Origin of the sequence: Streptomyces sp. Root1304 (assembly GCF_001426405.1) — a bacterium.
In the GTDB taxonomy this organism is placed as follows: Bacteria; Actinomycetota; Actinomycetes; order Streptomycetales; family Streptomycetaceae; genus Streptomyces.
This window is the reverse complement of the sequence record NZ_LMEP01000012.1, coordinates 1,131,036-1,147,450: the sequence shown is the minus strand read 5'-3', so window position 1 is coordinate 1,147,450 and position 16,415 is coordinate 1,131,036. Positions and strand designations below refer to the sequence as shown.

At 74.7% G+C, this 16,415-nt stretch carries 15 protein-coding genes; 7 read left to right on the top strand and 8 right to left on the bottom strand.

The genetic code is table 11. The features are described from left to right. The 3 genes from ASD33_RS17995 to ASD33_RS17985 all read right to left on the bottom strand — a co-directional run bounded on the left by ASD33_RS17995 (position 1) and on the right by ASD33_RS17985 (position 3,672). Positions 1–1,374, bottom strand: a complete 1,374-nt coding sequence (locus tag ASD33_RS17995; protein WP_056560960.1) for an MFS transporter — start codon at positions 1,372–1,374, stop codon at positions 1–3. After that, complete coding sequence (locus tag ASD33_RS17990) at positions 1,374–2,741, bottom strand: discoidin domain-containing protein (protein WP_056560957.1); 1,368 nt, start codon at positions 2,739–2,741, stop codon at positions 1,374–1,376. The genes ASD33_RS17995 and ASD33_RS17990 overlap by 1 nt, the downstream gene beginning before the upstream one ends. A 574-nt stretch (positions 2,742–3,315) precedes the next feature. Then, on the bottom strand, positions 3,316–3,672 hold the full coding sequence (locus ASD33_RS17985; RefSeq protein WP_056560954.1) for a cupin domain-containing protein: 357 nt from the start codon (positions 3,670–3,672) through the stop codon (positions 3,316–3,318). A gap of 273 nt (positions 3,673–3,945) precedes the next feature. Between ASD33_RS17985 and ASD33_RS17980 the strand changes: the two genes are divergently transcribed. Together ASD33_RS17980 and ASD33_RS17975 are read left to right on the top strand one after the other, a co-directional pair. Next, positions 3,946–4,968 carry a pseudouridine-5'-phosphate glycosidase gene (locus tag ASD33_RS17980; RefSeq protein WP_242427023.1) on the top strand — a complete coding sequence of 341 codons (1,023 nt, stop codon included), beginning with the start codon at positions 3,946–3,948 and terminating at the stop codon, positions 4,966–4,968. Continuing rightward, complete coding sequence (locus ASD33_RS17975) at positions 4,965–5,882, top strand: PfkB family carbohydrate kinase (protein WP_056560951.1); 918 nt, start codon at positions 4,965–4,967, stop codon at positions 5,880–5,882. Before ASD33_RS17980 ends, ASD33_RS17975 begins: the two co-directional genes overlap by 4 nt. A 22-nt stretch (positions 5,883–5,904) precedes the next feature. On the opposite strand, the gene ASD33_RS17970 is transcribed toward ASD33_RS17975, so the two are convergent. Next, positions 5,905–6,540 (bottom strand): hypothetical protein, encoded by a 636-nt coding sequence (locus tag ASD33_RS17970; RefSeq protein WP_056560949.1) that lies wholly within the window; start codon positions 6,538–6,540, stop codon positions 5,905–5,907. 202 nt (positions 6,541–6,742) lie between these two features. On the opposite strand from ASD33_RS17970, the gene ASD33_RS17965 reads away from it, so the two are divergent. Together ASD33_RS17965 and ASD33_RS17960 are read left to right on the top strand one after the other, a co-directional pair. Continuing rightward, positions 6,743–7,510 (top strand): SDR family oxidoreductase, encoded by a 768-nt coding sequence (locus ASD33_RS17965; protein ID WP_056560946.1) that lies wholly within the window; start codon positions 6,743–6,745, stop codon positions 7,508–7,510. An 80-nt stretch (positions 7,511–7,590) separates the two neighbouring features. Then, the gene (locus ASD33_RS17960; RefSeq protein ID WP_056560943.1) at positions 7,591–7,956 is read left to right on the top strand and encodes a MerR family transcriptional regulator; all 366 of its coding nucleotides are present in this window, start codon (positions 7,591–7,593) and stop codon (positions 7,954–7,956) included. Here the strand turns inward: ASD33_RS17960 and ASD33_RS17955 are convergent. Next, a complete protein-coding gene (locus tag ASD33_RS17955; protein WP_056560940.1) occupies positions 7,933–8,577 on the bottom strand; it encodes a helix-turn-helix domain-containing protein in 645 nt (214 codons plus the stop codon). The genes ASD33_RS17960 and ASD33_RS17955 overlap by 24 nt on opposite strands. Positions 8,578–8,668: 91 nt before the next feature. Here ASD33_RS17955 and ASD33_RS17950 point away from each other — a divergent pair, with 91 nt between their 5' ends. From ASD33_RS17950 to ASD33_RS17940, 3 genes are all read left to right on the top strand, one after another. Then, complete coding sequence (locus ASD33_RS17950) at positions 8,669–9,880, top strand: pyridoxal phosphate-dependent aminotransferase (RefSeq protein WP_056560937.1); 1,212 nt, start codon at positions 8,669–8,671, stop codon at positions 9,878–9,880. Between the two features lie 80 nt (positions 9,881–9,960). After that, the gene (locus ASD33_RS17945; protein ID WP_056560934.1) at positions 9,961–10,419 is read left to right on the top strand and encodes a hypothetical protein; all 459 of its coding nucleotides are present in this window, start codon (positions 9,961–9,963) and stop codon (positions 10,417–10,419) included. Positions 10,420–10,431: 12 nt separating this feature from the next. Then, positions 10,432–11,121 carry a DUF2293 domain-containing protein gene (locus ASD33_RS17940; RefSeq protein WP_056560931.1) on the top strand — a complete coding sequence of 230 codons (690 nt, stop codon included), beginning with the start codon at positions 10,432–10,434 and terminating at the stop codon, positions 11,119–11,121. An 88-nt stretch (positions 11,122–11,209) separates the two neighbouring features. Here ASD33_RS17940 and ASD33_RS17935 read toward each other — a convergent pair whose 3' ends face one another. The 3 genes from ASD33_RS17935 to ASD33_RS17925 all read right to left on the bottom strand — a co-directional run bounded on the left by ASD33_RS17935 (position 11,210) and on the right by ASD33_RS17925 (position 16,291). Then, positions 11,210–11,992: a chaplin gene (locus ASD33_RS17935; protein WP_056560928.1), complete on the bottom strand. Its 783-nt coding sequence runs from the start codon at positions 11,990–11,992 to the stop codon at positions 11,210–11,212. A 127-nt stretch (positions 11,993–12,119) separates the two neighbouring features. Beyond that, entirely contained in the window at positions 12,120–13,385 is a 1,266-nt protein-coding gene (locus ASD33_RS17930; RefSeq protein ID WP_056560925.1) for an SWIM zinc finger family protein, read from the bottom strand. Next, positions 13,382–16,291 carry a DEAD/DEAH box helicase gene (locus ASD33_RS17925; protein ID WP_079044827.1) on the bottom strand — a complete coding sequence of 970 codons (2,910 nt, stop codon included), beginning with the start codon at positions 16,289–16,291 and terminating at the stop codon, positions 13,382–13,384. The genes ASD33_RS17930 and ASD33_RS17925 overlap by 4 nt, the downstream gene beginning before the upstream one ends. Positions 16,292–16,415: the final 124 nt, after the last annotated feature.

The following is a 16,415-nucleotide window of genomic DNA, read 5'->3' as shown; positions in this document are numbered from 1 at the left end:
TCAGTCGGTCCTCTCGGAGGGCTCGGGGACGGGGTGCCCGGAGGGGGCGGGGAGGCCCCTGGGCAGCAGGCGCGCGGAGCAGCCGACGGCCACCGCGAGGGCCAGGAGCGCCACGACGAGCGCGGTCTCGGGGCCGCTCGCGGTCCAGACGGCGCCGAAGGCGACGGCGGCGCCGAGCCGGGCGAGCGCCTGGGCGGTCTGGACGAGCGCGAGGCCGCCCGCCTGCCGTCCCTCGGTCAGGAAGGGGCCGGTCAGGGCCATGAGGACGCCGTCGGTGGTGGCGTAGAAGACCCCGAGCAGGGCGAGGACGCCCAGCAGGACCACCGGGTCGGGCAGCGGGGCCAGGAGCAGCCCGTAGGCGAGGAGCAGGGCCCCGTGGCCGTACAGGAGGGGTCCGCGGCGGCCGACGCGGTCGGCGAGGCGGCCGGCCGGGACGGCGAGCAGCAGATAGACGGCGGCGGCGCCGAGCGGCAGGAACGGGAACCAGGTGGCGTCGAAGTCGAGCCGTCGCTGGAGCAGCAGGTAGAGGAAGGAGTCGCCGACGGTGGCGGCTCCGAGGAGTCCGGCGCAGAGCACGATCCGCCGGTACGCGGGCGAGCGCAGCCCGGCGAGGAGCCCGCCACGCGCGCGTGGCGGCGCCTGGGCGTCGGGCCGTGCGCCGCCGTCCATGTCCGGCCGTACGCCCCGGCCTTCGCGCGGTCCCGCGTCCCGGGCCTCGCGGTTCCGGGCCCCGCCGTTCCCGGCCTCGCGGTTCCGGCCGGGGACGAGCAGCACCCAGAGCAGGACGCCGAAGGCCCCGACGCAGAAGCTGACGGCGAAGACCGCGTCGTACGCGTCGGCCGTCGCCCACAGCAGGGCGAAGGCGGCCAGCGGGCCGAGGAGGGCGCCGGTGGTGTCCATGGCGCGGTGGGTGCCGAAGGCGCGGCCCAGGTCCTCGGGCGGGCTGTGCAGGGTGATGAGGGCGTCGCGCGGGGCGGTGCGGACGCCCTTGCCGAGCCGGTCGGCGGTGATCGCACCGGCGATCCAGCCGGTCGCGCCGCCCGCGAGGAGGAGGCCGAGGCGGGAACAGGCGGAGAGGGCGTACCCGAGTCCGCCGATCTGCTTGTGGCGGCCGCCACGGTCGGCGGTGGCGCCGCCGAGGAGCCGTACGAGTGCGGTGGCACCGGTCGAGAGGCCGTCGAGCAGGCCGAACTGGAGGGGGGACAGGCCGAGTCCGAGGACCAGGTAGAGCGGCAGGACGGCCGTCACCATCTCCGAGGAGACGTCGGTGACGAGGCTGACCGCGCCGAGGGCGAGGACGGTGCCGGGGACGCGCCGCCGGACCCCCGAGGGGGCGGGCGGCGCGCCGCGGCGACCGGTGGTCGCGAGGTACATCAGTGGCAGGTGTAGGTCGGGCCGGAGTCCTTGACCTGGTCGTCGGTGCCGACGTACTGCCAGGTGTAGGTGGTGTCGGTGAGGTCCAGCTTCAGCACGCCGTAGGTGCCGCTGATCCTCTTCTGGCTGTTGGGCTGGACCGTCTCGATGTCGTACGGCTCGGCGCCGCCCATGCCGCCGACGATCTCGACGATGCCGTCGGCGGTCGCCTGCCCGCTCGGGTTCTGCGGGGCGAAGCGCTCGTAGTGGTGGTCGTGGCCGTTGAGCACGAGGTCGGCCTTGGCGCCGTAGAGGATCTGCCAGACGGGCTTGGAGACGGGGTCGTTGCCGTGGCCGCCGGAGGAGTACAGCGGGTGGTGGAAGTAGGCGGCGATGCAGCCCTTGGTGTTCCGCGCGAGGTCGTCCTTGAGCCACTGGATCTGCGCGGCGTCGTCGAAGGAGTTGGAGTCGAGGGCGACGAAGTGCCAGTTGCCCTGGTCGTAGCTGTAGTACGACTTGCCCTGCGGGTACGCGATGGCGCCGAAGTACGACTTGTAGCCGGCGAGCGGGCCGGCCGGGTCGTAGGTCTCGTGGTTGCCGGGGACGGGGCGGGTCTTGGCCTTGAAGGCGCCCCAGCTCTTGTCGTAGTAGTTGCGGAAGTCCGAGAGCAGGGCGTCGTCGTACTGGTTGTCGCCCATCGTCAGGTAGAAGGAGGGCGCGATCCGCTGCGCGAGGGCCGCGGTCTTGGGGTGGGCGCAGGAGCTGCTGGAGGCCGTGCACTGGGCGGCGATGTCACCGGCCGCGACGACCGTGAAGGAGCCGGGGGGCGGGGTCGTGGGCGGGGTGGTCGGCGGGGTCGTGGTGCCGCCGGTGGTGCCGTAGGCCTCGACGGAGTAGAGGGAGTAGCCGTACGAGGTGCCGCGGGCGGTCCCGTACACGCGGAGGTAACGGCCCTGGCCGGTGAGTCCGGTCCAGTCGTCCGTGGCGCCGTTGCCCGCGGTCTCGGTGGCGAGGCGGGTCCAGGTGGTGCCGTCGGCGGAGATCTCGACGCGGTAGGCCTTGGCGTAGGCGGCCTCCCAGACGAGCTTGACGCGGGAGACGGTCGCCGAGGGACCGAGGTCGACCTTGATCCACTGCGGGTCGACGCCCTCGGTGCTGGCCCAGCGGGTGGTGGAGACGCCGTCGAAGGCCTTCTCCGGGCCGAAGGTGCTGTCCTCGACGGAGGATGAGGTCGCCGGGCGGCCCTGGGAGATCAGGACGTCGGCGGCGGCTCCGGCCCGCTCGGGGAGAGCGAGGAGGAGCCCGCCGACGAGCAGCAGCACGGCGGCGAGGACGAAGGGGAGAGGGGTGGTGGTGCGGCGAGGTGGGGCGGAGGTGTTCAGGCGCATACCTGGCTCCCTGGCCTGGGGGTGGGCGAGAGCTGGACACCGGTGCGGTGCACCACGGACCGGGCGCACGGCACGGACGGGCCGACCGTGTGCCGCGGGTTCGCGAACACGGAGGACCGGCCGCGCGGCGATTCGGGGCGCCGCGCGGCGCGGTGGTGCTCGGCGGCCGGGTCAGAGCTCTCACTGAGCGCGTCACGCCCCGGGTACGGGCCGCCGCGCCAAGCCGCTGCCGGGGATGCTAGCGGATAGGAAGGTTTCCTACCAGACCCTCAACGGGTGACCGGAACCGGGGAGTTCGGGGGTGTGGCGGGGATCTTTCGGGGGTTTCCCGGGAGGCTTCCGGGGGTTCGCCCGGGGGTCCCCTCCAGGGCATTCCCCGAGCCTCTCCAGGGCTTTCCCCGAGCCTCTCCCGGGCCTTCCCGAGGCCCTGCCGCACGCCGTCCCGGCGCTCTCCCGAGACCCTGCCCCGGGCCGTTCCGGGGGCTCCCCCGGGCCGTTCCGAGGGCTCCCCCGAGCCCCCACCCCGGGCCCGTCCGGAGGCCCCCCGGGCCGTCCCGGTGCTCTCCCCCGGACGTCAGAGGCTGATGTGGTACGCCTTGCGCAGGGTCTCGTGCACGGTCCAGGTGGTCCGGTCGCCCTCGCGCAGCACGCAGGCGTCCCCCGGGCCGATCTCCAGGGTCTCGCCGCCCTCGACGGCGACGGTCGCCCGCCCGGAGACCACCACGAACAGCTCGTTGGCCTCGGTGTCGGTGACGACGCCGGGGGTGATCTGCCAGATGCCGCGGATCTGCTTGCCGTCGGCCGACTCCCACAGCACCTTTCCCGTCACCTCGGGCGTACCGGAGACGATCTGGGCGGGGTCGAGGGGGTCCACCTCGAGCTCGGCGTCGGGGATGTGCACGGCGAAGGAAGGCTGGTCATGTGTGGTCATGGGCGGTGACTGTAGCCGGGCTCCGGAACCGCTCCAAGGTCGGGATCGGCGGGAATGACCCCGTCCGCTTCGCCTCCCACCAGGCGTGATACCGGAATTGGCCGACGGCGACGAAATCCGCACCGCCCCTCCGGTGCGACGCCGGAAGGGTGGCGCGTCCCGCTCGGGGACCTCGCCGGGCGCTCCGGGACGGATTCCGCAGGGGGCGTCCACGGCGTGGCAGGTGGCCGCCAACGAGGTTTGCGGGACCCGTGGCCGCGCCAGGAATGGGACATGTCCACACAGGTGTCCGAAGAGGTACGGGAGGCCCTCCACGAGGGGCGGCCCGTCGTCGCGCTGGAATCGACGATCATCGCCCACGGCCTGCCGCGCCCGCGCAACCTGGCCGTGGCCGTCGAGCTGGAGGAGCTGGTGCGGGCCGGGGGCGCCGTCCCCGCCACCATCGCCGTGGTCGACGGCACGGCCAGGATCGGCCTGGACGGCGCGGCCCTGACCCGTATCGCCGAGGACCCGTCCGTGCGCAAGCTCGGGCACCGGGACCTCGCCCCGGCCCTGGCGGCCGGTGCGACCGGTGCGACGACCGTCTCGGCGACGGCCCTGCTCGCGGACGCGGCGGGCATACGGGTGTTCGCGACCGGCGGCGTCGGCGGGGTGCACCGCGAGTGGAGCGAGACCCAGGACGAGTCCGCCGACCTGCGGCTGCTGTCCCTGGTCGGCCTCACCGTCGTGTGCGCCGGGGTCAAGTCGATCCTCGACGTGCCCGCGACGCTCCAGCGTCTGGAGACGCTGGGGGTGACGGTCGTCGGGTACGGCACGGAGCACTTCCCCGGCTTCTACCTCGCCTCCTCGGGGCAGCCCGTCGACTGGACCCTGCGGACCCCCGGGGAAGTGGCGGAGGTGATACGGGCGCGGGACCGGCTCGGCGGACCGCGCGCGGCGCTCGTCGTGGCCAACCCGGTGCCGGTGGCGGAGCAGCTGGATCCCGCGCTGCACGACCGGGTGCTCGCGGGGGGCCTGGCGGCGGCGAAGGAGAAGGGGATCACGGGGCAGGCGGTGACGCCGTTCCTGCTGGAGTACCTGACGACGCACACGGAAGGGGCGTCTCTGGAGGCCAATCTCGCGGCGGTGCGGGGCAACGTACGGCTCGCGGCGAGCATCGCGGGGGCGTACGCGACGGGGGCCGGCGGCGCGGGGGCGGAGCGCGGCGGCACGGAGCCGGAGCGCGGCAGAGCTGCTGAACCCGGCAGAGCTGCTGAGCCCGGCACAGGAGCGGGGCCCGGCGCGGGCGGCCGGTGACGCGGGCCCCGGGTGCGCTGCTCGTCGTCGGTGACGTGGTCACGGACGTCGTCGCGCTGCACCGGACCCCGCTCGCCCCGGCCACGGACACGGCGGCGCGCATCCGTACGCTCCCGGGCGGCGCCGGGGCCAACGCCGCCTGTTGGGCGGCGCGTTCCGGGCACGAGGAGGTACGGCTCCTCGGCAGGGTGGGCACCGACACGGCGGGCTGGCACGACCGGGCGCTGCGGCGCGCGGGCGTGCGCCCCCTGCTCGTCCCCGACCCGGAGGCGGCGACGGCCACCGTGATCGCGCTGGTGGACTCCTCGGCGGAGCGCACGTTCCTGACCGACAGCGGCGCCGCCCTGCGCCTCTCCCCCGACGACTGGTCCGCCCGGCTCCTCGACGGCGTGGCCCGGCTGCACCTCTCCGGCTATCTGTACTTCTCCGGTACGAGCCGGGCGACGGCCCGGCGGGCGCTGCGGGACGCCCGGGAGGCGGGGATCCCGGTGAGCGTGGACCCGGCTTCGGCGGGGTTCCTGGCGGAGCTGGGGACGGACCGGTTCCTGGCGGCCGCGGAGGGCGCCGAGGTCCTGCTGCCCAACGCGGACGAGGCCCGGCTGCTCACCGGTCGCGGCGAACCGGAGGGGGCGGCGGCCGAGTTGAGCCGCCGGTTCCCCTCGGTCGTGGTCACGCTGGGGGCGGCGGGCGCGCTGGTGGCCCGGGGCGGCGAGGTCACCGCGCGGGTCACGGCACCCCGGGTGCGGCCGGTGGACTCGACGGGCGCGGGAGACGCGTTCACGGGGGCGTTCCTGGCGGCCCTGCTCGCGGGCGCGGACGCCGCGGGGGCCGCCGAGGCGGGCTGCCGCGCCGGCGCGGAGGCGGTCACCGTGATGGGCGGCAGACCGCCGGACGGGCGGGCAGCCCTGGGCTGAACCACCCCCGCCCCGAGCCGGACTACCCCCGCAGTCCCGTCCAGGCCGGGTGGCGCGGGTCGTCCGCGCGTACGACGACGTCCGCGGCCTCGGTGGGGTCGACCTCCGTCTCGTAACGGGCGAAGGCCGGCAGGGTCCAGGCTTCCTCGGTGCGCCGGGCGAGCGCGGCGGGCGAGAGCCTGAGGTGCGCGGTGAGGTCGAAGGGGAACCAGTGGCCGAGGAGGAAGGGGCCGTGCACCACGAGGACTCCGCCCGGCGGCAGCGTCACGTACGGGCTGCGGGTCGCCCGGTCCCGCGCCGGGTCCCACAGATCGGGCAGCACACGCCCGCTGCCACCGGGCTCCAGCGGTGCGAAGACCTCCCGCCAGAGGGCTTTGATGTCGGTCCAGCCGTCGTAGTACGCGTCCGGGTCCTTCTTCCCGTACTCGTAACGGAGGGACGCGGGCCGCAGGAACCCACCGGTCCCCACGACGTGGACGGAGCGCCCGCGCGTCCGCAGCGCCTCGGCGAGCAGCCCGGCGAGTTCACCGCCGGGTGCGGCGGGCGGCCCGTCGACGCCGACCTTGAGCCACTCGCCGCCGTCACCGGGGGTGGCCGCGTCGACGTGCCCGGCGAGCGTCTCGGCCAGCCGTTCCCAGGTGATCGCCTCGTATCGCATCCCGCTCATCCTGCCCGTCGCTCCCCCTGACGTGTACCGGCCGACACCCCCGGAATTCCTCAGCCCCGAGAACTGAGAACCGACAACCGGGTTCCGGGCGCTCGCGGCGACGGCTCGGTGACGTCACCCGGGGTGGCGTGACCGGGGTTCCCTCGCCTCGGCTTGACCTTGTCACTGGCGTCACTGTTTCACCATCGGCTTCATGACCAAGGGATTCACCGACACCACCGCACCCACCAGGGTCGTCCTCGTCACCGGCGCGGGCACCGGAATCGGCCGGGCCACCGCCCGCGCCTTCGCCGGACAGGGGGCGACGGTCGTCGCCGTCGGCCGCCGGCCGGAGCCGCTGCGGGAGACCGCCGAGGGGCACCCCACGATCCACCCGTTCGTCGCCGACGTCACGGCGGAGGGAGCGGCCGAGGAGATCGTCCGCGCCGCCCTGACCGGCCACGGCCGCCTCGACGTGCTCGTCAACAACGCCGGGATCTCCGCGGGCGGCCCGCTCGGCGGCCTCGACCGCTCCGTGATCACCCCGCTCCTGGAGACGAACGTCGTCGCCCCGGTCCTGCTCACCCAGGCCGCCGTCCCCGCGCTCCGGGAGTCCCGGGGCGTCGTGGTGAACGTGACGACGACGATCGGTCAGCGCGGCTGGCCCGCCAACTCCGTCTATCCGGCGACCAAGAGCGCCCTGGAGACGCTGACCCGCTGCTGGGCGGTGGAGCTCGCGCCGGACGGCGTACGGGTGGTGGCGGTGGCGCCCGGTGCGGTCGAGACCCCGATCGGCGACCACATGGGCCTCTCCCCCGAGCGGCTGAAGGCGCTCCGGGCCTGGCAGTTGGCGCACACCCCGCTCGGCCGGATCGGCAGGCCCGAGGAGGTCGCCTGGGCGATCACCTCGCTCGCCGCGCCGGACGCCGCCTTCCTGACCGGCACCGTCCTGCCCGTCGACGGGGGCGCACTGGTCGCGTGAGCCGCCGGCGCGCGCCGGGGAGCCTGAGCCGCCGGCCCCACGCCGGGCGCGTGATAGGACTGCGAGAGGAGGTGGCAGCCGTGCGCATCGGTGAACTGGCCCGGCGGACAGGGGTGTCGCCCCGGGCGCTGCGCCACTACGAGACGGCGGGACTGATCGCCTCGGCCCGCGCGGAGAACGGTTACCGGGTGTACGGCGAGGGCGCGGTCATCCGTGTGGCGAACATCCGCCACCTCCTCGACGCGGGGCTCACGCTGGACGACGTGTCCGCGTTCCGTTCCTGTCTGGACGGGGACATGCCCTCGGCCCCGCCGTCCGCCCGCGGGCTGGAGATCGCCCGCGAACGGCTGGCCGTGCTCGACGCGCGCATCGCGGCGCAGACCGAGGCCCGGGACCGGCTGGCGCGCACCCTGTCGGCGCGGTCAGCCGACCCCGGCCGCCCGTAGGGGCCGGTCCAGGGCCGCGCGCCCGGACTCGATCGCCTCGGCGAGCGTCGACTCCCCGCCCGCGAGGGCCCGGCAGGTCGCCGCGTCCGTCCGCAGCCGGGCGTCGGGCAGCTCCGTCGTACCGTCGCCGTACCCGCCGTCTCCGTACGCCACGCTTCCGTCCGCTCCGACCCGTACGTGGAACTCGCCCTCGTCCAGGGTCACCTGGACGACCCCGGGGCCCAGTTCGGCGAGTGCGCCGAGCAGCGGGATCGCGTACCAGTGGGCGCGGACGGCGTCGGTGGGGCGCGGCTCGCCCAGCTCCGGCGCCCCCCAGGCGGCGAGGGTGCGCAGCACGGGCAGCAGCTCGCGTCCGCGGGCGGTGAGTTCGTAGACGTACGCCGAGGCGGGCGGGGGAAGCCGGCGGCGGGTGACCAGCTCGGCGGCCTCCATGTCCTTGAGGCGGCCGGCGAGCATGTCCGTGCTGACGCCGGGGAGGTCGGCGTGGAGGTCGGTGTAGCGGCGCGGCCCGGCGAGGAGTTCGCGGACGACGAGCAGGGTCCAGCGGTCGCCGACGAGGTCGAGGGCGCGCGCGGCGGCGCAGTGCTGGTCGTAGCTGCGGCGGCGTGGCTGACGTGGCATGCGACGCAGTCTAGACATGTTGTTGGACTTTCCAAGCTCGGACTTGGTAAAACCAAGCAACACTGATTCCGGGGACCTGGGGAGGTCGGACATGGAGTTCCGGCAGTCGAGCAAGCTGAACGAGGTCTGTTACGAGATCCGGGGCCCGGTCATCGAGCAGGCCAACGCGCTGGAGGAGGCGGGCCACAGCGTCCTCCGCCTCAACACCGGCAATCCCGCGCTCTTCGGCTTCGAGGCGCCCGAGGAGATCGTCCAGGACATGATCCGGATGCTCCCCAGGGCCCACGGCTACACCGACTCGCGCGGCATCCTCTCCGCCCGCCGCGCGGTCGCCCAGCGCTACCAGTCCATGGGCCTGCCGGAGGTGGACGTCGACGACATCTTCCTCGGCAACGGCGTCTCCGAGCTGATCTCGATGGCCGTCCAGGCCCTCCTCGAAGACGGCGACGAGGTCCTCGTACCCGCCCCGGACTACCCGCTCTGGACCGCGGTGGTCACGCTCGCGGGCGGCAGGCCCGTGCACTACCTGTGCGACGAGTCCGCCGACTGGTACCCGGACCTCGACGACATGGCGTCGAAGATCACCGACCGCACCAAGGCCGTCGTCGTCATCAACCCGAACAACCCCACGGGCGCCGTCTACCCGAAGGAGATCCTGGAGGGCATCTTCGAACTCGCCCGGCGGCACGGCCTGATGGTCCTCGCCGACGAGATCTACGACCAGATCGTCTACGACGGGGCCGTCCACCACCCGGCCGCCTCCCTCGCCCCCGACCTGGTCGTCCTCACCTTCGGCGGGCTCTCCAAGACCTACCGGGTGGCGGGCTTCCGCTCCGGCTGGCTGGTCGTCACCGGCCCGAAGCAGCACGCCAGGAACTATCTGGAGGGCCTCACCATGCTGGCCTCCATGCGGCTCTGCCCCAACGCCCCCGCCCAGTACGCCATCCAGGCCGCACTCGGCGGCCGGCAGTCCATCCACGAGCTGACCGCCCCCGGCGGGCGGCTGCGCGAACAGCGCGACCGGGCCTGGGAGAAGCTCAACGAGATCCCCGGCGTCTCCTGCGTGAAGCCGAAGGGCGCGCTGTACGCCTTCCCCCGACTCGACCCGAAGGTGCACCGGATCCACGACGACGAGAAGTTCGTCCTGGACCTGCTCCTGCGCGAGAAGATCCAGGTCGTCCAGGGAACCGGCTTCAACTGGCCGCACCCGGACCACTTCCGCATCCTGACGCTGCCGTACGCCGACGACCTCGACGCCGCCATCAGCCGTATCGGCCGCTTCCTGAGCAGCTACCGGCAGTGACGCAACGCCCCTACTCCTGCCATGATCTGATGGTCCGAAAGATCTTTCGGGCCGACGAACGGACGGAGGGGCGACGGGTCATGGATGTGGCGCTGATAGCCGTGGCAGGAACGTTGCTGGGCGTCATCGCCACGCACTGGTTCCAGGGACGGGCCACCGAGCGCACGGCCTCGCTCGCCCGGACCGAGCAGCTCCGCCAGGAGCGGATCGCGACCTACAGCGCCTACGCCGGGGCGGTCGTCGACTACCGGCACAGCCAGAACGACCGCTGGTTCCGGGCCTTCAAGAACCCCGGCTCGGAGGAGGCGGAGGAGTCCCGGCACGCCTCCTACCGGCAGCGCACCGCCGCGCGACAGGCACTGTTCCGGGTCCAGTTGGTCTGCGACGACCCGGCCCTGCGCCGGCTCGCGGAGGCCGCCTTCGAGGAGACCCACTGCATGCACGACGCGGAGGGCGAGTCCGAGCGCGCCCGCCGCTCCGCGCAGGCGAAGGAGGCACTCGCCGTGTTCATCGCCGCCGCCGCGCCCGGCGTCCGCTGAGCGGGCCCGCCCATGGACCTCGTCGCACCGGTCGTCGTCGAGCCGCTGAAGCGCCGCCGCTGTTCGGAATGCCGGCAGGGCCCGCTGGAGCGGATGATCGTCGAGTTCAACGCGCCGGTCTGTCTGGACTGCGCGGACCTCGGGCATCTCGTCTTCCTGCGGCGCGGAGACACCGCGCTCACCCGCCGGGCCCGCGAACACAGCACCCTCTGGGCCGTGGTCGTACGGCACAACCGGCGCCGCACCCGGTACGAGCGTCAGGGACTGCTCGTCGAGGAGGCGGCGCTCGCCGCGGCGGAGCGGGCCTGCCTGGCGGACGCGGACGCACGGGCCAGGCGGCGGGCCCGTGACGCCGAACGGCGCGCGGCTCACGACACCGAGATCACCGAGGTCCTCCGTGCGGAGATCCTGCGGCTGTTCCCCTCCTGCCCGGAGGACCGGGCCACGGAGGTCGCCGTCCACGCCTCGGCGAAGGGCAGTGGACGGGTGGGGCGCACGGCCGCGGGCCGCGCGCTCGACCGCGGCGCCGTCACGGCCGCCGTACGGGCTTCCGTGCGGCACGTGGACACCCCGTACGACACCCTGCTGATGCAGGGGGTTCCCCGGCACCAGGCCCGGACGAGGGTCGCTCCCGCCATCGAGGCGGTGCTCCGGGCCTGGCGTCACGGAGGGGCGAACGCCCTCGGTCGGGGACACGGCTGACGACTCGGGCGTCAGCGCGTGTCGGCCGGACCGCCGGGGGCTTCGCGAGCCCGGGCCGACCGGCAGGACGCCCTCTGGGACGGGACCGTCAGGCGCGGTCTCCGGTGCGGCGCGCGCGACGGTAGAGCAGGGCGCCGCCGAGCAGCAGCGCGGCGCTCGCCGGAGCGGCGAAGCCGATGGTGTCCGAACCGGTGGCGGCCAGCGAGGCGGTGCTCGACTCACCCTGCGGCGCGGGCGCCGGAGCGGGGGTCTCGGCCTGCGGAGCCGGCACGTGGCGGACCGGGGTCTGCGGGCGCGGGGTCGGCTTCTCGATCGGCTGCTGGGGCTTGGCCGGGCCGTTGACCGAGGTGTTGCCGAAGACCGGGTTGCCGACGCCGACCACGTTGACCGAGTTGCCGCTGAGGTTCACGGGCAGGTCGATGGGCAGCTGGAGGCCGTTCCCGGAGAGCACGCCGGGAGATCCCGCGACGTGGGTCTCGGCCGTGGAACCACCGCCGTTGGACGAACCGCCGCTCTGGGAGCCGCCGGAGCCGCCCGCCTGCTCGCCGCCGCGCGGGGTGCCGGGCTGGTCCTTGTGGGCCCGGTCGCCGCCGTTCGACGAGCCGTACCCGCCGGACTCGGGCGCGGCCGAGCGGTTGGCACAGCCGTTGCCGAAGGCCGGGTTGAGCAGCCCGACGACGTTGACCGTGTTCCCGCAGACGTTGACCGGCACGTGCACCGGCAGCTGAACCGTGTTGCCGGAACCGACGCCCGGCGAACCGACCGCGGCGCCCTGCGCGCCGGAGTCGGCGTGCGCGGCGCCCGCCGAGAGCGCGAGCGCTCCACCCGTGACCAACAGTGTGGCCAGACCACTTCGGCGAATCTGCCTCATGGCTTCCTGCCTTCCGGAGTTGTGCACGGGCAAGTGCCCGTACCGGAATCAACGCGACAAACGCACGTGCCGGATCCGGCTGTTGACGGGTTTCACTCCATCGAGTGGGACTCCGTTCGAGTGTCCGTCAGCGCCCCAGGAGGTCGGTGAGAGCCCCGACCGGGTCCGGATCGGGGGCGCCGCGCGGCCACCAGTCCTCCCGTCCGGCGTCCGACTCGTAGCCGTACCAGAGGCCGTCCCGGCCCAGGCGGAGCTGGAGGGACTCGGTGGAGAGCCGGTTGCGCCAGGGGCGGAAGGCGGGGAAGTCGGCGGCGATCAGCGCGGGCCGGGCCCGGTCGAACGGACCCGCCGGCGGATCCCAGGGCTCCTCCAGTACGGCGAGGCCCGCGGCGCCGCCCTGCCGCCAGGCGGCGACGGCGCGGGCGAGGTCCGTGGGGGTGCGGTCGAGCGCGTACGCGAGGTCCCGGTAGAGCGCGCGGGTCGAGGCGGTGAGTCCGGAGCCGGGGTGCGCGGCGGCCAGCCGGACGGCGTCCTGCCAGGGGGTGAGCGCGGCGACCGGGTCGTGCCCGGTGGCGAGGAAGGCGAGGGCGCGGGCGGCTGCCTCGGTGGCGAGCAGGTCGAGGGCGAGCGGATCGGGGGCGTCGGGGTCGGGCGGGAAGACGGCGGGGCGGCCCGGGCGGTCCGGTACGGGCAGTTCGGGCGGCAGGGGCAGCGCGGGCCCGGTCGCGGTGAGCACGGCGCGGGCGGGGACGGTGGGCATCGGGGGCGCCGCGGCGGTGGTCTCGGCGGCGGACAGCGCGGCGTTGCGCCGGGTGAGTTCGGCGAGGAGTTCCTGCTCGCCGCGGCCTCGCATCAGGAAGAGGACGAACGGGTCCTCGTCGAGGAGGCGCGCGGCCTGGTAGCAGAGGGCGGCGGCGTGCTTGCAGGGGTAACCGTCGTCCGGGCAGGAGCAGTCGGGGACGAGGTCCCCCGGCGCGGGCAGCAGCCCGGTGACGGCTTCCAGGGCGTGCGGCACGTCCTTGTCGAGCACTGCCGCGATGTGGTCGGGGCGGGCGGCGACCTCGTCGAGGAACCGCTCCCAGCCGTCGTCGCCGAGGGTCCGCATCCTGATCTCGGTGCGGTACGGGCGGGCCCGGCTCCCGTGGACGTACGCGACGACCCGGCCGGGGGTGACGGTGATCGCGTCCACGTGGCCACGGCCCGCGTAGGCCTTGCCGCGGGCGAGGCGCGCCGGATCGAGGGCGGTGTCCTCCAGGGCCTCCACCCAGGCGTTCCCCCACCAGGTGGCGGCGAACCGCCCGTCGGGGGCCTCGCGGGGCGCGACCTGGGGGAAGCTGCGGCGGCGGTCGTCATGGCGGGGGACGGCTCCGCGCGCGCCGCGTGCGGTGTTCACGAGGACCTCCTCAGGGACACCAGGTCGGCCAGCTCCCGGTCGGTCAGTTCGGTGAGGGCCGCCTCGCCCGAGCCGAGGACGGCGTCGGCGAGCGCCCGCTTGGCGCGGAGCATCTCGGCGATCCGGTCCTCGACGGTGCCCTCGGCGACGAGCCGGTGGACCTGCACCGGCTGGGTCTGCCCGATGCGGTAGGCCCGGTCGGTGGCCTGTTCCTCCACGGCGGGGTTCCACCAGCGGTCGTAGTGGACGACATGGCCGGCCCGGGTGAGGTTGAGGCCGGTGCCCGCCGCCTTCAGGGAGAGCAGGAAGACGGGCACCTCGCCCGCCTGGAAGTGGTCGACCATCCGCTCGCGCTCGGCCACCGGGGTGCCGCCGTGGAGGAGTTGGGCGGGGACGCCGCGCGCGGCCAGGTGGTCGGCGAGCAGCCGGGCCATCGACACGTACTGCGTGAAGACGAGCACGGACCCGTCCTCGGCGAGGATCGTGTCGAGCAGTTCGTCGAGGAGCGCGAGCTTGCCCGAGCGGCCGGCGAGCCGTGCGGTGCCGCTGCCGCGCGGCGCCTGTTCCTTGAGGTACTGCGCGGGATGGTTGCAGATCTGCTTGAGGGAGGTCAGCAGCTTCATGACGAGGCCGCGCCGGGCCATGCCCTCGGCCTCCTCGATCTGCGCCATGGTCTCCCGGACGACCGCCTCGTAGAGCGAGGCCTGTTCCCGGGTGAGGGAGACGGGGTGGTCGGACTCGGTCTTGGGCGGCAGCTCGGGGACGATTCCGGGGTCGGACTTGCGGCGGCGCAGCAGGAAGGGCCGTACGAGCCGGGCGAGCCGCTCGACGGCCTCGGCGTGCTCGATCTCCTCGTGGTTCTCCACCGCGCGGGCGTGGCGCGAGCGGAAGGCCTTCAGCGGGCCGAGGAGGCCGGGGGTGGTCCAGTCGAGCAGGGCCCAGAGCTCGGAGAGGTTGTTCTCGACGGGGGTGCCGGTGAGGGCGACCCGGGCGGGCGCGGGGATCTCGCGCAGTGCCTTCGCGGTCGCGGAGAACGGGTTCTTGACGTGCTGGGCCTCGTCGGCGACGACCATCCCCCAGTCCCGTGCGGCGAGTTCGGCGGCGCTGGTGCGCAGGGTGCCGTAGGTGGTGAGGACGAAGCCGCCCTCGGCTCCTCCGAGGTCGCGCTCGGCGCCGTGGAAGCGGCGCACGGGCACGTCGGGGGCGAACTTCCCCACTTCCCGCTGCCAGTTGCCGAGCAGGGAGGCCGGGCAGACGACGAGGGTGGGGGCCCTGCGGGCACGGCGCAGATGGAGGGCGATCAGGGTGACGGTCTTGCCGAGGCCCATGTCGTCGGCGAGGCAGCCGCCGAGGCCGAGCGAGGTCATCAGGTCGAGCCAGGCGAGGCCGCGGAGCTGGTAGTCGCGGAGGGTGGCGGTCAGGCCGGGCGGGGCCTGTACGTCCTCGGGCCCGGCGAGGAGCCGGTCGCGGAGCGCGGCGAGCGCGCCGACGGGGACGGCGGGCACGGTCTCGCCGTCCACCTCGGCGGTGCCGGTGAGGGCGACGGCGAGGGCGTCGACCGGTTCGAGCAGGCCGAGTTCCCGCTTGCGGGCCTTGCGGACGAGGGCCGGGTCGATGACGACCCACTGGTCGCGGAGCCGTACGACGGGCCGGTGCGCCTCGGCCAGGAGGTCCATCTCACGGTCGGTGAGCGGATCGCCGTCGAGGGCGAGCTGCCAGTTGAACCGCAGCAGTTCCTCGCTGTCGAAGAAGGAGGTGCCGTCGGTCGCGGAGCCGGGCGCCGTCCGGTCGGGGCGGACGACGGCGGAGGCGCTGAGCGAGCGGGCGAGCTCGCGCGGCCAGTGGACGGCGACCCCGGCGTCGGCGAGCCGGGCGGCGGCCGGGCCGAGCAGTTCGTACAGCTCCTCCTCGGTGACGGCGAGGACGTCGGGCACGTCCCGCTCCAGGAGGCGGGCGAGCGGGGGCCAGACGCGGGCGGCCCGGCGCAGGGCGAGGACGGCGTCGATCCGGGCACGGGGGCCGAAGTGCTCGCCGTCCCCGGCCCACAGGTCGGTGGCGTCGATGACGAGGGTCGGGTCGGCGAGGCTGTGGATCTGGAGGATCGCGGCGGCGGCGTGCCGCCCGCGGTCCACCCGGTCCTCCCGGCCGCCGCCGGTGTCGGCGCGGTCTTCCGGACGGGTGCCGCCACCGGGTCCGGTCCCGTCGTCCGCCGCGGCCGAGTCGAACAGCTCGGACGCGGACAGGTCGAGGCGGAGCGATACGCGGACGCCCGCGTCCATCCCGGCCGCCGCCTCGGCGGCCCAGGCCCGTGCGCGGGGCAGGTGCTGCGGGGCGCGGGCCGCGAACGGCGCCCCGACGGCGTGCGCGGCGGCCGGGGTGCGGGGCAGGGTGTCGGCCACCGCGTCGAGGAAGGCACGCACCAGGGCCTCGGGGTCGGGCAGCCGCAGCGGTCCGCTCCCGGGGACGGGCACGGCGTGCGCCTCGTACGGCAGGGCCGCGGCGACGGCCCGCAGATGGGCGATGTCGTCGGCGTCCAGCGGTCCGGCCCGCCAGGCGTCCAGGTCGTCGGGGGTCAGACCGGGCAGCAGCCGGCCCCGGGCCACGAGGTGCAGGGCGTGCAGGGCCGCGGCGCCCCAGCCGGCGGTGGCGGGATGCGCGGCCGGGTGGTGCCGGGCGGCGACGAGGTGGGGCAGGGCGGCGTCGACGGGGAGTGTCAGGGCGGGCACGGTCCGGCTCCGGGCGCCGCCGCCGTGCCGCCGGACCACGGTCAGCTCGACGCGCTCCGCGCCACTGTCCGCCGGGTCCGGGAGGCCCGCGCCGTCGGGCGACCAGAACGCGACCCGGCCCTCGCGGGGCAGGGCGGCGGGCAGGAAGACGGCGGCGCTGCCGATCCAGGTCTCTGCCACGACTCCGCGCTCCTTCCCGCCGGACGGTCCCGATCGAATGGCGGAAGCCCGGGTGGCGGAACTTCCGACTGGACCTCCGACCTTACGGGTGGGGTCTGACAACGGCCGCCAGGCGGGGTCGCCC

Bases quoted from the DNA above. Each gene is read 5' to 3' on its own strand.
- ASD33_RS17980 (WP_242427023.1), top strand. From the start codon at position 3,946: ATGTCCACACAGGTGTCCGAAGAGGTACGGGAGGCCCTCCACGAGGGG.
- ASD33_RS17935 (WP_056560928.1), bottom strand. From the start codon at position 11,992: ATGAGGCAGATTCGCCGAAGTGGTCTGGCCACACTGTTGGTCACGGGT.
- ASD33_RS17965 (WP_056560946.1), top strand. From the start codon at position 6,743: ATGACCAAGGGATTCACCGACACCACCGCACCCACCAGGGTCGTCCTC.
- ASD33_RS17970 (WP_056560949.1), bottom strand. From the start codon at position 6,540: ATGCGATACGAGGCGATCACCTGGGAACGGCTGGCCGAGACGCTCGCC.
- ASD33_RS17945 (WP_056560934.1), top strand. From the start codon at position 9,961: ATGGATGTGGCGCTGATAGCCGTGGCAGGAACGTTGCTGGGCGTCATC.
- ASD33_RS17995 (WP_056560960.1), bottom strand. From the start codon at position 1,374: ATGTACCTCGCGACCACCGGTCGCCGCGGCGCGCCGCCCGCCCCCTCG.
- ASD33_RS17950 (WP_056560937.1), top strand. From the start codon at position 8,669: ATGGAGTTCCGGCAGTCGAGCAAGCTGAACGAGGTCTGTTACGAGATC.
- ASD33_RS17940 (WP_056560931.1), top strand. From the start codon at position 10,432: ATGGACCTCGTCGCACCGGTCGTCGTCGAGCCGCTGAAGCGCCGCCGC.
- ASD33_RS17985 (WP_056560954.1), bottom strand. From the start codon at position 3,672: ATGACCACACATGACCAGCCTTCCTTCGCCGTGCACATCCCCGACGCC.
- ASD33_RS17990 (WP_056560957.1), bottom strand. From the start codon at position 2,741: ATGCGCCTGAACACCTCCGCCCCACCTCGCCGCACCACCACCCCTCTC.
- ASD33_RS17955 (WP_056560940.1), bottom strand. From the start codon at position 8,577: ATGCCACGTCAGCCACGCCGCCGCAGCTACGACCAGCACTGCGCCGCC.